Below are 14,588 nucleotides of genomic sequence, written 5' to 3'. Positions count from 1 at the left end.
GGTCGGTACCCACCGGGTACCGACCGCCGACCCCTCCTCCGTGCTGAGTGCCGCCCCTGAACAAGGCTGCTCCTTCGCATCCCCGTGTTCTACAGTTCTGTAGAACTACGAGTGAACGGGGGCACGGCATGGACAGGCCGCTTCGACTGCCGCAGCAGGACCGGGCCGACTTCGAGACCGAGTTGGGCCGGGCGTTGGCCGCGCCGCAGGTGCGGGCGGCGTTGCAGGGGGTGGGGGGTGAGGTGGACCGGTTGCGGCGGACGGCGCGGGAGAACGCGGAGTACGTGCTCGCGGCCGCCGCGCCGGAGTACGAGCGGTACGCGGCGCTGCGGTCGGACGCCGACGCGGTGGCGCGGCTGCCGGTGGACGTGCCGGCGCGGGAGCGGGCGTCGGGGTGGTGGGGCGTGTTGGCGGTGATCGTGCCGATCATCGCCGTCGCCGCCGCGGTGGTGTTCCTGCTGCTGGGGTACCTGTTGGGGTTGTCGGAGGACGGGGACGTGATGGGCCACGCGCTGGTGGGGGCCGGCTGGGTGGCTGCGGGGATCGCGGCGGTGTGCCTGCTGGTGGGCGGGCTGGGCCTGTTGGGGTCGGCGTCGCGGGTGAACGGGGAGGCCGCCCCGGAGGGGGCCGGTGGGCCGGGGGAGTTGGTGGTGGCGCGGGAGGAGTGGCGGTCGGCGTTGGCGGAGCGCGGGTTGGTGCCGTTCCTGGTGGCGCAGGCGAACGCGGGGCGGCGGGTCTGAGGAATGCCAAGGCGGGGTGTGGGTGGGTAAGGGACAGTTAAAATCCCTGCCCGCCCGTTGAGTTGGCGGGTCGGCCGGTCGGGCGTGATCCGCCCTGGTGGGATGCGGTGCGGGCCTGCTCCGGGTCGGGGTGGGGCGCCGTGGGCCGTCAGGTGTGGGCCTTGTGTGCGAGTGTCAGTGAAATATCATATGGCGCATTGCACAGTGGTCAGCTCGGGGTGAGGCCCCGTTCCCCGTCCACCCGGACCGCCTGTGCGTCCCGCCCTCCCCCCACGTCACGAGAGACGGAACCCGACCCGTGTTCAGATTCCGATCCCGCACGCCCCGAGGCGCCCGACGCGCCCCGCGGACCGCCCTGGTGGCCCTCGCCGCCGCCCTGGCCGGCGCCGCGCTCAGCAGCCCGCTGTCGGCGATGGCCGACTCCCACGCGCCGCAGGCCGCCACCGTGGTGGCCCAGCCCGGCACCCCGAAGAGCGACAAGGCCGCCGCCCCGAAGAAGACCGGCCCGCGCCGGGTCGGGGCCGCGAAGGCCGGCCCGGTGGGCACCACGACGAAGGCGCCGCAGCTGGTGGACGGCGCCGACCCGGGCACCGGCAAGGACGGCGACGGCAACGTCGCGAACCAGTACGACCTCCAGGTCACCTACAAGGGCGGCCAGGAGTCGACCGGTGTGGTGATCGGCGCGCCCAAGGTGTACCTGGTGCTGTGGGGCTCCCAGTGGGGCACCCCGTCCACCAGCGCGACCGGCGACACCGTGGCGACCGGCGACCCGGACCAGGCCGCGCCGTACCAGCAGGACTTCTTCAAGGGCCTGGGCAGTCAGGGCGACGGCTGGAGCGCCGTGCTGACCCAGTACTGCGAGGGCATCGCCGCCGGCTCCGTGAAGTGCCCGGCCGGGGCCGCCCACATCCCGTACCCGCAGGCGGGCAGCGTGCTGGCGGGCGTCTGGGTGGACAACGCCGCGCCCGCGCCGCAGGCGGCGACCGAGCCGCAGATCGGCGCGGAGGCACTGGCCGCGGCCAAGCACTTCGGCAACCTGACCGAGGCGCAGAACCGCAACGTGCAGTACATCATCGACTCGCCGCAGGGCACCGACCCGGACAAGTGGAAGGAGCTGGGCTACTGCGCCTGGCACGACTTCCAGCGCTCGCCGTACGGTCAGCTCGCCTACACCAACATGCCGTACCTGACGGACGTGGCCGGCTGCGGCACCAACTGGTTCGGCGAGAACACCCCGCGGGGGCGGCTGGACGGCTACGGGATCATCGGTGGCCACGAGTACGCGGAGACGGTCACCGACCCGAACACCCCGGGCGGCTGGACCGACGCCACCGGCCAGGAGGTCGGTGACAAGTGCGCCTGGATCCCGAAGGGCTCCAACGGCGGGCTGTTCTTCGAGGACCTGTCGACGGGCAGCTTCCCGCTGCAGACCCTGTGGTCCAACACGGACCACCTGTGCATGGCCTCGGACCCGATCGTGGCCTCCCCGCCGGTCTCGGTGAGCACCATGTGCGACCGCACCGACAAGGCCGGTCAGCCGCTGTCCATCCCGGCGGTGGGCGTCTCCGGCACCGGCTCGGCCCTCACCTACAGCGCCACCGGACTGCCGCAGGGGCTGGCCATCGACGCGCACAGCGGGGTGATCTCCGGCACCGCCGGCGCGACCAACGGCTACCAGCGGGTCAATGTGACGGCGACGGACCCGGCGGGCAAGGCGGCGTCCACCGGCTTCTGGGAGAACGTCAGCACCGGCGGCGGTCCGGGCTGCGGCTCGCTCGAGCAGCTCATCAACCCGGGCTTCGAGAACGGCTCGGCGGACGTCAACCACACCGTGATGACGGACTCCTGGAGCCCGTCGGGGTACAACATCATCACCCCGTCCAGCCTGCACGCGCCGCACTCCGGCTCCTGGTACGCCTGGCTGGGCCAGAACACCGGGACGGACGACTCCATCACCACCTACCTGAACACCTACCCGGGCTACGGGCAGGCGACCTTCTCCTTCTGGCTGGACGTGGAATCGGGCAACACCTCCGGCACCGCGCCCGACACCCTGTCGCTGGTGGCGATCAACCAGTACACCGGCCAGCCGATCGGCACGGTGAAGACCTGGAGCAGCCAGAACCCGACCAACGGCTACCAGTACCAGTCCGTGGACCTCTCCTCGGTGATCGGCCAGGTCGGCTGGGGGACCACCATCGGCCTCAAGCTGGTCTCCCACGAGACCGGGGCGAGCCCGACCACCGCGTTCCTGATCGACGACGCCTCGGGCCGCGAGAGCTGATCCCGCCCTCGAACGTCCGCCCCGGTGCCGCGCGCTGCGGTGCCGGGGCTCTCCCGTGCCCCGGCCGCCCGCCGAGCAGCGGCCTGTCACGCGGCCCGTCAGGCCTCCGGCAGCGGCCGGGGCTCGGTGTGCGTGCGGGCCGCGTCGACCAGGAGCTGGACGGCCTCGACCGGCAGGTCCAGCCGCCGGGCGATCCAGGAGGCCGTCCGACCGGTCCGGGCGAGCATCCAGGCGGAGTACAACTGCCCCAGCTGCGGGGCGTGTTCGGTGAGCAGCAGGGGGCGGACGGCCTCCATCGGGAAGCCCTCGAGCGCCCGGGCGCTGTACTCGCGCCCGTTGGGCCCGGGCGGGGGGAGCGGCAGCGGGCGGCGGGCGTCGAGCCAGCGGCTGAACAGGACCGCGCCGACGACCAGCAGGCCGGAGCAGGAGGCGCCGATCAGGATGCCGCCGATGACGGGGCGGTCCTCCTCCTCGGCGAGGCCGAGGGCGATCTCCTCCAGGACGAGCAGTCCGAGGACGGCGGCCAGGACGGCCGCCTCCCGGGGCGGCGGGAGGAGCCTGGACGTCGTCATCGGGTACCTCTTCCTCGGCAGGGGGAGCGGAGGGCGGGGGCGGGCGCGGCGGATCACCTTCCGTACAACGGCGGCGGGCGGTCCGGGGTACGCCCGGACGGCCAGTTGGTGAAGGGCCGCACGCTGAGTTGACGGTACGTCAGGAGCTCAGCGGTGGAAGGGAGTTCTGCGGGAGGCGGACTCGCCGCTGCGGGGCCGGGTGTGGTCCGTGCGTCTCGCCTCCTTCCGGTCGGGCGCGCCGGGTGGTGCGGACGTCGACGGGGGCGGGAACTTGCCTGCGGACCCGTCGCCAGCATAGCCCGGCCATGCCAAGTTCGACAGGCTTGTCGAAGTTGGCATGCGGAGCGGCCAACTCCCCTCCGGGGCCGGTCCGGACGGACCGCGCCGCCCTTGGAGGATCGACCAGCGGCGGCCGGGGGCGAATGGTGCCCGGGACCACTCGTGGTGCCCGCCCGCCGCCCGCTTCAATCGCCCTACCGAACGGACCGAACCGGCCGGGGACGGAGGGGCGACATGGATCTGAACACGGTGGCCGAACTGCGGGACGCCCGCCTCGGCGGTGCCTGGCGGCCCGGCGACGCCTGGCTCGGCGGGGGGACGTACCTGTTCTCCGAGCCGCAGCCGCACATCCGCCGGCTGATCGACCTCGGCCGGACGGGCTGGGAGCCGCTCACCCGCACCCCGGACGGCGGCCTGGAGATCGCCGCGACCTGCACCGTCGCCCAGCTCTCCCGGTACGGCCGGCAGGAGGCGGACTGGACGGCCGCGCCGCTGGTCGAGCAGTGCTGCCGGGCCTTCCTGGCCTCCTGGAAGATCTGGAACATGGCCACCGTCGGCGGCAACCTGTGCAACGGCCTGCCCGCCGGCCCGATGATCTCGCTCACCGCCGCGCTGGACGGCGTCTGCCTGCTGCGCGCCCCCTCCGGTGAGTACCGCCGGCTCCCGGTCGCGGACTTCGTCACCGGCGCCGGGCGCAAGGACCTGCGGCCCGGCGAACTGCTGCGCTCGATCACCCTGCCGGCCCGTGCCCTGGCGAGCCGCACGGCCTTCCGCCAGGCCTCGCTGTACGGGCTGGGCCGCTCCGCCGCCCTGCTGGTCGGCACCCTGGACCCGGTGGACGACTCGCTGACCCTCACCGTCACCGCCTCCACCGTCCGCCCGTTCCGGTTCTGGTTCCCGCCCGCCCCCAACGCGGCGGCCGTCGAGGAGGCGATCCGGGACGGCATCCGGCCCGAGGACTACTTCGACGACATCCACGGGCTGCCCGCCTGGCGGCGGCACCTGACCTTCCGCTTCGCCGAGCAGATCCGGCGCGAGCTCAGCTCTCCCACCCCCACCGAGGAGGCAGCGCGATGAGCTTCGCGATGCACGTCAACGGCCGCCCCACCGAGGCCGAGCCGCGCCCCGGCCAGTGCCTGCGCACCTACCTGCGCGAGCGCGGCTGGTTCGGCGTGAAGAAGGGCTGCGACGCGGGCGACTGCGGCGCCTGCACCGTGCAGGTCGACGGCAACCCCGTGCACAGCTGCCTCTACCCGGCGGCCCGGGCGGCGGGCCGGTCGGTCACCACCGTGGAGGGCCTGGCCGGCCCGGACGGCGGGCTGCACCCGATGCAGCAGCGCTTCCTGGACGCCCAGGGCTTCCAGTGCGGCTTCTGCACGGCCGGCTTCCTGATGACCACCACCGCCCTGGACGCCGACCAACTCACCGACCTGCCCCGCTCCTTGAAGGGCAACCTGTGCCGCTGCACGGGCTACCGGGCGATCGAGGACGCGATCAACGGCGTCCGCCACACCGAGGAGCCCGACCCCGGCCACGCCGTCGGCCGCAGTCTCGGCGCCCCGGCCGGCCCGCAGGTGGTCACCGGCACCGCCCGCTACACCTTCGACCTCGACGTGCCCGGCCTGCTGCACATGAAGCTGCTGCGCTCCCCGCACCCGCACGCCCGGATCCTCGCCATCGACACCGCGGCCGCCCTGCGGGTCCCCGGCGTGCACCTCGTCCTCACCCACCACGACGCGCCCGAGCGGCTCTACTCCTCGGCCCGGCACGAGCACCCCACCGAGGACCCGGACGACACCCGGGTCCTGGACGACGTGGTGCGCTTCGTCGGCCAGCGGGTCGCCGCCGTGGTCGCCGACAGCGAGGCGGCCGCCGAGGAGGGCTGCCGCCGGATCGTCGTCGAGTACGAGCGACTGCCGTACGTGCTGGACCCGGAGGAGGCGATGGCGCCCGGCGCGCCGGTGCTGCACCCCAAGGGCCCGGAGTCCCGGATCGCCCGCCCGGAGAACAACGTCTGCGGCGAGGCGCACGGCGAACTCGGCAGTGTGGAACAGGGGTTCGCCGAGGCGGACGCGGTCTACGAGGAGACCTTCCGCACCCAGCGGGTCCAGCACGCCAGCCTGGAGACCCACGGCTGCCTGGTCCACTTCGAGGAGGCCGGGGAGGCCGGCGAGCCGGGGGAGGAGCGGATCGTGGTCCGCTCCTCCACCCAGGTGCCCTTCCTCACCCGGCGTGCCCTGTGCGCCCTGTACGACCTGCCGATGGAGCGGGTCCGGGTGGTGGCCGGCCGGGTCGGCGGCGGCTTCGGCGGCAAGCAGGAGATGCTCACCGAGGACATCGCGGTGCTCGCGGCGCTGCGGCTGCACCGGCCGGTGAAGCTGGAGTTCACCCGGGCCGAGCAGTTCCACGGCGCCACCACCCGGCACCCGTTCCTGGTCACCGTCAAGCTCGGCGCCAAGCGGGACGGCACCCTGACGGCGATCCGGTTCCGGGTGGTGTCCAACACCGGCGCGTACGGGAACCACGGGCCGGCGGTGATGTTCCACAGCGTCGGGGAGTCGATGGGCGTCTACCGGGCGCCGCACAAGAAGGTGGAGGCGTACTCGGTCTACACCAACGGCGTGCCGGCCGGGGCCTTCCGCGGCTACGGCCTCGGCCAGGTCACCTTCGCCGTGGAGTCCGCGATGGACGAGCTGGCCCGGCGCCTCGGCCTCGACCCGCTCGTCCTGCGCGAGAAGAACATCATCGGACCGGGCGAGCACATGGAGGGCCCGCTCGGCGAGGAGGAGGACCTCCACATCGCCAGCTACGGCCTCGACCAGTGCCTCGGCGTCGTCCGGGAGGCCCTCGCGAACGACACCAGCGCCGAACTCGCCCCCGAGGGCTGGCTGGTGGGCCAGGGCTTCGCGATGGCGGCGATCGCCTGCGGCCCGCCCGGCGGGCACTTCGCCGACGCCACGGTGAAGCTGCTGGAGGACGGCGGGTACGACATCGCCGTGGGCACCGCCGAGTTCGGCAACGGCACCACCACCGTCCACCGGCAGATCGCCGCCGGGGCGCTGGGCACCACCGTGGACCGGATCGCCGTCCGGCAGTCCGACACCGACGTCGTCCGGCACGACACCGGCGCCTTCGGCTCGGCCGGCACGGTCGTCGCGGGCAAGGCGGTGCTGCAGGCGGCCAACGCGCTCGCCGAGCGGATCATCGGCTTCACGGCCGAGTACACCCGCACCCCGCGCAGCCTGCTGCGGCTCACCGCCGACGCGGTCGAGTGCGAGGGGCGGACGGTCGCGCTCAAGGAGGTCTTCGAGGCCGCCCGCGGCAAGGGCGTCGAACTCGCCGCCGACGGCCACTTCGGCGGCTCGCCGCGCTCCATCGCCTTCAACTCCCAGTGGTTCCGGATCGCGGTCGACCCGGACACCGGGGAGATCCGGATCCTGCGCAGCGTCCACGGCGCGGACGCCGGGCGGGTGATGAACCCGATGCAGTGCCGCGGCCAGGTCGAGGGCGGGGTCGCCCAGGCGCTCGGCGCGACCCTGTTCGAACGGGTGCTGCTGGACGAGCACGGCGAGGTCACCACCGCGGCCTTCCGCCGCTACCGGCTCCCGGCGTACGCCGACGTGCCGCGCACCGAGGTGCACTTCAGCACCACCTCGGACGCGATCGGCCCGCTCGGCGCCAAGTCGATGAGCGAGAGCCCGTTCAACCCGGTCGCCCCGGCCTTCGCCAACGCGCTGCGCGACGCCACCGGCATCCGCTTCACCGACCCGCCGTTCCTGCGCGACCAGGTCTGGCAGGCGCTGGCCGAGCGCCGGGGGAGTCACTACTCCGAGTGACCGGGCCGGATGACGGGGGCGCGTTCCCCGTCCGGTGGTCCACAGTGGTAGGGGAGGCCGGGACCGATGGGACTGACCAGTCACAAACTGCTGGCGCTGGCGGCGCTGCTCGCCGTGGCCACGGTGCTCGGCACGCTCTGGGTCTGGCCCAAGCTCGCCGTCCGCAGCTGGCCCGCGATGTTCCTGCGGCTCGGCACCATCCTGGTCACCCAGGTGGCGCTGCTCGCCACGCTCGGGCTCGCCGTCAACGACTACTTCGTCTTCTACAGCAGCTGGTCCGACCTGCTCGGGCACGAGCACGGCACCGCCGTCATCCAGGGCGCCTCCCCGGGCAGCCCGGCCGCCCCCGGCGGCACCGCGACCCCGGGAACCCCGGGAACCCCGGCCGGCGGACCGGCCGGGGTGCAGGTGCTCGGCACCGCCGAGATCACCGGCGCGAGCCCGGGCAGCCGCGACCCGGCCCGGATCGGCCGGCTCGACAAGGTCCGGCTGCCCGGCGGCACCACCGGGCTGAGCACCGACGGGTACGTCTACCTGCCGCCCCAGTACTTCCAGCCCGGCAACGAGGGCAAGCACTTCCCGGCGGTGCTGGTGTGGACCGGCTTCCCCGGCGACGCCACCAACCTGGTCACCAAGCTCCGCTACCCGGCCACCGAACTCGAGCTGCTCGGCAAGGGCACCATGAAGCCGACCGTCCTGGTGCTGATGCGCCCCTCGCCCAGCATGCCCCGGGACAGCGAGTGCGAGGACATCCCGAACGGCCCGCAGGCGCAGAGCTACTTCACCACCGACGTCCCCGCCGACCTGCGGGCGGGCTACCGGGTGCTCGGGAGCACGGGCGGCCTTGGCGTGATGGGCGACTCCACCGGCGGCTACTGCGCCGTCAAGCTCGGCATGGTGCACCCGGGCACCTTCCCGGCGGCGGTCTCGCTCTCCGGCTACTTCAAGGCGGCCGAGGACGTGACCACCGGCGACCTCTTCGGCGGCAGCCAGCAGCGCCGGAACGAGGCCGACCTGAACTGGCGCCTCGCCCACCTGCCGGTGCCCGCGCTGTCGGTGCTGCTCGCCGACAGCAAGGAGGACGGCAGCACCTACGCCGACTCCAGCGCCTTCGCGGCGGCGGCCCGTCCGCCGCTGGTGGTGGCCCAGGCCACGGTCGACACCGGCGGGCACAACTTCACCACCTGGGACCGGCTGATCCCGGCCGCGCTCGGCTGGCTGAGCGCGCACCTGCCGGACGCCTCGTGACGCATGGCACCCGCCGCCCCGGCGGGGTGCGCCGGGGCGGCGGGGCGTTCTGAAGGCCCCTTCCGGGGCCGGCTACCGCGCCAGCAGCGGCAGCGGCGCCCCGGTGCGGGCGGTCAGCTCCAGCCGGGTCAGCAGCGCCGACGGCGACACCTCGACCACCCGGCGGCCCGCCCGGTGCCGGCAGTGCCGGGCGACGGAGGTGCCGCGCAGCCGGTCGAAGCCGCGGCGGCGGGTGGCGGCGCCGAGGACGAGCAGGTCGTCCGGCCCGGTGACGGCGGCGACCAGGGCGGGCCCGGGCTCGGCGTTCACCACCATCGGGTGGATCACCAGGCCGGACGGGTAGCCCCCGTACGCCTGCTCGAAGGCGACGTCCAGGCGCCGCCGGGCGGCGTGCTCCAGCTCCGACAGCGGGCGCAGCCCGTCCTTGTCGCCCACCGTCCAGGCGGCGACGGGCACCAGCACGGCCTCGTGCCGGGCCGCCTCGCCGACGGCGTGGTAGAGGGCGGCCAGACTGCTCAGCGACCCGCTCAGGCCGACGATCACTCGGGTGGTGCCGGTCGTGGGGTCGGTGGTGGTCCCGGTCATGGCCGTTCGCCTCCGTCTCTCCGGTAGCTCGCTCGTCTCTCCGGTAGCTGGCTGTGCCTCCGGTAGCTCACGCCGGTCGAGTCCTGCCGGTCGGGTACTCCTTGCTTCGGATGCCTCCAGTGAACCCCGGAACCGGCCGGTCCGTACCGGCGCTGACACCGTCATGACGCCGGTCGCACACTTCTTGACGGCCTCCTGACAGCCGCGTCACCCAGTCGGCGTCAGCCCAGTCCGGGGACGAACTCGATCAGCAGGTCGATCGCCTTGATGCCGAGGAAGGGCAGCACCAGCCCGCCCAGGCCGTACACCCGCAGGTTGCGTCGGAGCAGGTCGGTCGCGGAGGCGGGCTGGTAGCGCACGCCGCGCAGCGCGAGCGGGATCAGGGCGACGATGATCAGCGCGTTGAAGATGATCGCGGAGGCGATCGCGGACTGCGGGCTGTGCAGGCCCATGATGTTGAGGTCGTGCAGCCCGGGGTAGGCGTGGGCGAACATCGCGGGGATGATCGCGAAGAACTTGGCCACGTCGTTGGTGATCGAGAAGGTGGTCAACGCACCCCGGGTGATGAGCAGTTGCTTGCCGACCCGGACGATGTCGATCAGCTTCGCCGGGTTGGAGTCGAGGTCGACCATGTTGCCGGCCTCCTTGGCGGCCGGGGTGCCGGAGTTCATCGCGACGCCGACGTCGGCCTGGGCGAGGGCGGGGGCGTCGTTGGTGCCGTCGCCGGTCATCGCGACCATGTTCCCGGCGGCCTGTTCGCGCTTGAGGTGGGCGAGCTTGTCCTCGGGGGTGGCCTCGGCGAGGAAGTCGTCCACTCCGGCCTCCTCGGCGATCGCCTTGGCGGTCAGCGGGTTGTCGCCGGTGACCATGACGGTGCGGATGCCCATCCGGCGCAGCTCGGCGAAGCGCTCGGCGATGCCCTCCTTGATCACGTCCTTGAGCTCGACCACGCCGAGCGCCCGGGCGCCGTGCCGGTCGTGCACGGCGACCAGCAGCGGGGTGCCGCCGGCCGCGGCGATCCGGTCGACCAGCGGCTTGGCCTCCATCGGCATCCGTCCGCCGGAGTCCACCACCCAGCGGGCGACGGCCGCGGCCGCGCCCTTGCGGATCAGGCAGCCGGTGCCGTCCGGCCAGGTGAGGTCGACGCCGCTCATCCGGCTGTGCGCGGTGAACGGGACGGGCGTCTGCTCGCCGAGTTCGCCCGGTCCGCGCGGCGGCACCCAGTACTGACGGTTCGTCAGTTCCACTAGCGAGCGCCCCTCCGGGGTCTCGTCCGCGACGGAGGCCAACTGGGCGGCCTCGGCGAGCTGTTCGACGGTGGCGCCGGCCAGCGGGTGCAGCGCGACGGCCCGGCGGTTGCCGTGGGTGATGGTGCCGGTCTTGTCGAGCAGCAGCACGTCCACGTCGCCCGCGGCCTCGACGGCCCGGCCGGACAGCGCGATCACGTTGCGCTGGACGAGCCGGTCCATCCCGGCGATGCCGATCGCGGACAGCAGCGCGCCGATGGTGGTCGGGATCAGCGCGACCATCAGCGCCACCAGCACGATGGTGGTCTGGGGGGCGTGGGCGTAGATCGCCATCGGCTGGAGCGAGACCACGGACAGCAGGAAGACGATGGTGAGCGAGGCCAGCAGGATGTTGAGGGCGATCTCGTTCGGCGTCTTCTGCCGGTTCGCGCCCTCGACCAGGGCGATCATCCGGTCCACGAAGCTCTGCCCGGGGCGCGAGGTGATCCGGACGACCAGGTGGTCGGAGAGCACCTTCGTCCCGCCGGTGACGGCCGTGCGGTCGCCGCCGGACTCCCGGATCACGGGGGCGGACTCGCCGGTGATCGCGGACTCGTCCACCGTGGCGACGCCCTCGACCACCTCGCCGTCCCGCGGGATGCTCTCCCCGGCCGGCACCAGCACGATGTCGTGCAGCATCAACTCCTCGGCGGGGAGCACCTCGTGGCGGTGGTCGCGGGTGCCGACCCGCCAGTGCAGCAACCGCCGGGCGGTGATCGCGGCCTGGGCGTTGCGCAGATAGGCGGCCTGCGCCTTGCCCCGGCTCTCGGCCACGGCCTCGGCGAGGTTGGCGAACAGCACGGTCAGCCAGAGCCAGAAGGAGATCACCCAGGCGAAGACGCTCGGGTGGAGGACGGCGCTGATGGTGGTGAGGGCCGAGCCGGTCTCCACCACGAGCATCACCGGGTTGCGCATCATGGTGCGCGGGTGCAGCTTGCGGACGGCGGCGGGCAGCGCCTCGGCCAGCTGGCGCCGGGTGATCAGCTGCCGTCGGCCCCTGGGCGTGGACGGGCGGTGGCTCGGGTGCGGCGGCTCCGGTGCGGCGGGCTCCGGGCGGCGGAACCAGTTCTGCTGGTCGGGGGTGGTGTGCGGGGTGGTGGCCGGTGTGGTGTCCGGTGGGGTGAGGGCCGAACGGCGCATCGTCTCGGGGGACCTTCCGGGCCGCCCCCAAGCGGCGGGGCGGCGCACTCGGTGGCGGCGGGGACGGGCCACAGCCCACCATCGGAGTCCGCTGCGCCATGCGGGTCTTGACGCAGGCTTGGCGGCGGAGCGGCCGTCCTTGACGCTTCCCTGACATCCATGGCACCTGGCCTCTGACCTGCGCGAACAGCCGTTCGTATGGCTGGAATCCCGGGGATGTCAGGAAGTCGTCAAGGTACGCCCCCGGTGCGTAGGCCGTGCGTCAAGGGCGGGTGCGAACGGTGTCCGGAGGGTCTCCACTGGTACCGGGCCGCCGGACGACGGCCCGCCGCAGACCCGAGGAGCCCGCCGTGACCACCGCCACCGCCGTCATCGACGTCGACCAGCCGCTGGGGCGGACGATCCGCCTGGTGCCCGCCACCGCCCGCCAGGACCAGCCCGAGCCGCCCTCACCCGCGCCGAGCGACGCCGACCGGGCGCGGACCCGCCCCGCGCACTGCCGCTTCGCCATGCACTACGAGGACTGAGCCCTACGAGGGCTTGACCCGAGCCGCCGTTCCCCACCATTCGTAGGAGTAGCCGCCATGACCCAGCTGATCGCCCCGCCGGTACCGACCCCCGCCCCCGCCGATGCGCTCGGCGGCCCCTGGCCCGCCTCGGCGCGGCCCGGTCCGGGCGGCGAGGTGCTGGTCGGCGGCGTCGGGCTGGCGGAGGCGGCCGAGCGGTTCGGCACCCCGCTGTACGTGCTGGACGAGGGCGAGGTGCGCAGCCGCGCCCGGGCGTACCGGCGGGCCCTGCCGCACGCCGAGGTGCTGTACGCGGCCAAGGCCTTCCTGTGCAGCGCGATGGCCGACTGGGTCGCCGAGGAGGGCCTCGGCCTGGACGTCTGCTCCTCGGGCGAACTGTGGCTGGCCGTCTCGGCCGGCTTCCCCGCGCAGCGGATCCTGCTGCACGGCAACGCCAAGTCCCCGGAGGAGCTGCGGTTGGCACGGCGGCTGCGGGTCGGGCGGATCGTGATCGACGGCCCGGCGGAGATCGCCCGGCTGGCCGCCCTGGTGGCGGCGGACGCCCCGCAGAAGGTCCTGGTCCGGGTGGTCCCCGGGATCGCGGCCGGCCACCACGCGGCGGTGCGGACCGGCGTCGGCGGCCAGAAGTTCGGCTTCCCGATCGAGGGCGGCGACGCGGCCGACGCCATCGCCCGGGTGCTCGACCAGCCCGGGCTCGAACTGGCCGGTCTGCACTGCCACTTGGGCTCGCAGATCACCGAGCTCGAACCGTTCCTCCAGGCGGTCGACGCGCTGGTGCGCCTGCTCGCCCAGGTGCGGGACCGGCACGGGATCGAACTCCCCGAGCTGGACCTCGGCGGCGGCCACGGCATCAAGTACCTGCCCGGGGACGCCGAGTTCGACCTCCCCGAGTTCGCCGTCCGGGTCACCGACCGGCTCGCGGTGCGCTGCGCCGAGGCCGGCCTGGAGGTGCCCCGCCTGATCGTCGAGCCGGGCCGCGCCATCGCCGGACCGGCGGCGGTGGCCGTCTACCGAGTCCTGTCCGTCAAGCACTCGGCGGACGGCCAGACCTTCGTCGCCGTCGACGGCGGCATGAGCGACAACCCGCGCCCGGCCCTGTACGGATCCCCGTACAGCGTCCGCCTGGTGGGCCGCCGCTCCGACGCGGGCGCCGCCAGGGTCGACGTCGTCGGCCGCCACTGCGAGGCGGGCGACGTCCTGGTGCGCGACGCGGTGCTCCCCGCCGACCTGCGCCCCGGCGACCTGCTGGCCGTCCCGGCGGCCGGCGCCTACCAGCTGTCGATGGCCTCCGGCTACAACCTGGTCGGCCGCCCGGCCGTCGCCGCCGTGAAGGACGGCCGGGCCCGGCTGCTGATCCGCCGCGAGACGGTCGAGGACTTCCGCCTGCGCGAAGTCGGCCGCTGAGACGTTTGATTCATTCGTTCGAGTGGATTGACGCGTCTGCGCCCGGGACAACTGCCGTCCACCGTCAAGACTGTCGCGGTGCGCCGCCCCGGTGCACCGCGACAGAGGGAGTTGCCATGGCCAGTTGGGGTTACCAGGACCAAGGTCAACCGACGGATGCACTCCAGATCAAGTCCGTCTCCGTCACCCCGGATCCACCGAAGCCGGGAAGCACCGTCACACTCCGGATCAACGCGGTTGCGACCGGGGAGATCGCGGACGGCGCCTACTTCGACCTCACGGTCAAGCTCGGCCTGATCAAGCTGCTCCAGCGCAGGTACGACCTCTTCGAGGAGCTCCGCGGGGGCGGCGCAGAGGGCCTGAAGCTGAGTTGCGACACCAGCGACGGGAAGAAGCCCATCCCGACGGGGGACACCGTCCTGACCGCCGCCATCGACCTCCCGAGGGAAGTCCCACGGGCGAAGTTCAGGCTCCAGGTCCGCGCCTACACCACGGACGAGGACGACCTGGCGGCCCTGGACTTCGACGTGGACTTCCTGTCGAGCCCCCCGGCCTAGCCGTCGATCCGGCGCGAGAAGTCGGCCCGGCCGACTTCTCGCGCCACCGCGGTCAGACGTCGGGAGTCCCGGCGGCGCGCCCCTGGTCGAACACGACCCCCACGGAGCCCCCGCGGCGCCTACCGGAGCC

General features: G+C 73.5%; 11 protein-coding genes. 8 read left to right on the top strand and 3 right to left on the bottom strand.

Features of this window, described 5'->3' with window-relative positions; all coding sequences use genetic code 11:
* Positions 1-128: 128 nt before the first annotated feature.
* Both ACFVXG_RS42470 and ACFVXG_RS42465 read left to right on the top strand, forming a co-directional pair.
* Complete coding sequence (locus tag ACFVXG_RS42470) at positions 129-740, top strand: hypothetical protein (protein ID WP_387935854.1); 612 nt, start codon at positions 129-131, stop codon at positions 738-740.
* 298 nt (positions 741-1,038) lie between these two features.
* Positions 1,039-3,024, top strand: a complete 1,986-nt coding sequence (locus ACFVXG_RS42465; protein ID WP_387935853.1) for a putative Ig domain-containing protein — start codon at positions 1,039-1,041, stop codon at positions 3,022-3,024.
* Positions 3,025-3,122: 98 nt separating this feature from the next.
* On the opposite strand, the gene ACFVXG_RS42460 is transcribed toward ACFVXG_RS42465, so the two are convergent.
* A complete protein-coding gene (locus ACFVXG_RS42460) occupies positions 3,123-3,596 on the bottom strand; it encodes a hypothetical protein (protein WP_387935852.1) in 474 nt (157 codons plus the stop codon).
* Positions 3,597-4,109: 513 nt separating this feature from the next.
* Between ACFVXG_RS42460 and ACFVXG_RS42455 the strand changes: the two genes are divergently transcribed.
* From ACFVXG_RS42455 to ACFVXG_RS42445, 3 genes are all read left to right on the top strand, one after another.
* Complete coding sequence (locus ACFVXG_RS42455) at positions 4,110-4,952, top strand: FAD binding domain-containing protein (RefSeq protein ID WP_387935851.1); 843 nt, start codon at positions 4,110-4,112, stop codon at positions 4,950-4,952.
* Positions 4,949-7,711, top strand: coding sequence for a molybdopterin-dependent oxidoreductase (locus ACFVXG_RS42450; RefSeq protein WP_387935850.1), 2,763 nt, complete (start codon positions 4,949-4,951; stop codon positions 7,709-7,711). The genes ACFVXG_RS42455 and ACFVXG_RS42450 overlap by 4 nt, the downstream gene beginning before the upstream one ends.
* Before the next feature lie 66 nt (positions 7,712-7,777).
* Positions 7,778-8,959: an alpha/beta hydrolase gene (locus tag ACFVXG_RS42445; RefSeq protein WP_387935849.1), complete on the top strand. Its 1,182-nt coding sequence runs from the start codon at positions 7,778-7,780 to the stop codon at positions 8,957-8,959.
* A gap of 72 nt (positions 8,960-9,031) precedes the next feature.
* On the opposite strand, the gene ACFVXG_RS42440 is transcribed toward ACFVXG_RS42445, so the two are convergent.
* Entirely contained in the window at positions 9,032-9,544 is a 513-nt protein-coding gene (locus ACFVXG_RS42440) for a universal stress protein (RefSeq protein ID WP_387935848.1), read from the bottom strand.
* 221 nt (positions 9,545-9,765) lie between these two features.
* Complete coding sequence (gene kdpB, locus ACFVXG_RS42435; protein ID WP_387935847.1) at positions 9,766-11,970, bottom strand: potassium-transporting ATPase subunit KdpB; 2,205 nt, start codon at positions 11,968-11,970, stop codon at positions 9,766-9,768.
* A gap of 350 nt (positions 11,971-12,320) precedes the next feature.
* Here kdpB and ACFVXG_RS42430 point away from each other — a divergent pair, with 350 nt between their 5' ends.
* The 3 genes from ACFVXG_RS42430 to ACFVXG_RS42420 all read left to right on the top strand — a co-directional run bounded on the left by ACFVXG_RS42430 (position 12,321) and on the right by ACFVXG_RS42420 (position 14,458).
* Positions 12,321-12,497 (top strand): hypothetical protein, encoded by a 177-nt coding sequence (locus ACFVXG_RS42430; RefSeq protein WP_387935846.1) that lies wholly within the window; start codon positions 12,321-12,323, stop codon positions 12,495-12,497.
* Positions 12,498-12,554: 57 nt separating this feature from the next.
* Positions 12,555-13,901, top strand: a complete 1,347-nt coding sequence (gene lysA, locus ACFVXG_RS42425; protein ID WP_387935845.1) for a diaminopimelate decarboxylase — start codon at positions 12,555-12,557, stop codon at positions 13,899-13,901.
* 116 nt (positions 13,902-14,017) lie between these two features.
* Positions 14,018-14,458 carry an ML domain-containing protein gene (locus ACFVXG_RS42420; RefSeq protein ID WP_387935844.1) on the top strand — a complete coding sequence of 147 codons (441 nt, stop codon included), beginning with the start codon at positions 14,018-14,020 and terminating at the stop codon, positions 14,456-14,458.
* Positions 14,459-14,588 lie beyond the last annotated feature (130 nt).

The sequence above is a fragment of the Kitasatospora sp. NPDC058162 genome (assembly GCF_042884005.1).
Taxonomy (GTDB): domain Bacteria; phylum Actinomycetota; class Actinomycetes; order Streptomycetales; family Streptomycetaceae; genus Kitasatospora.
This window is presented reverse-complemented; position numbering and strand designations above follow the sequence as displayed.

Coding starts and splice junctions, on each gene's coding strand:
- kdpB (WP_387935847.1), bottom strand. CDS start 11,970: ATGCGCCGTTCGGCCCTCACCCCACCGGACACCACACCGGCCACCACC.
- ACFVXG_RS42450 (WP_387935850.1), top strand. CDS start 4,949: ATGAGCTTCGCGATGCACGTCAACGGCCGCCCCACCGAGGCCGAGCCG.
- ACFVXG_RS42420 (WP_387935844.1), top strand. CDS start 14,018: ATGGCCAGTTGGGGTTACCAGGACCAAGGTCAACCGACGGATGCACTC.
- ACFVXG_RS42470 (WP_387935854.1), top strand. CDS start 129: ATGGACAGGCCGCTTCGACTGCCGCAGCAGGACCGGGCCGACTTCGAG.
- lysA (WP_387935845.1), top strand. CDS start 12,555: ATGACCCAGCTGATCGCCCCGCCGGTACCGACCCCCGCCCCCGCCGAT.
- ACFVXG_RS42460 (WP_387935852.1), bottom strand. CDS start 3,596: ATGACGACGTCCAGGCTCCTCCCGCCGCCCCGGGAGGCGGCCGTCCTG.
- ACFVXG_RS42440 (WP_387935848.1), bottom strand. CDS start 9,544: ATGACCGGGACCACCACCGACCCCACGACCGGCACCACCCGAGTGATC.
- ACFVXG_RS42445 (WP_387935849.1), top strand. CDS start 7,778: ATGGGACTGACCAGTCACAAACTGCTGGCGCTGGCGGCGCTGCTCGCC.
- ACFVXG_RS42455 (WP_387935851.1), top strand. CDS start 4,110: ATGGATCTGAACACGGTGGCCGAACTGCGGGACGCCCGCCTCGGCGGT.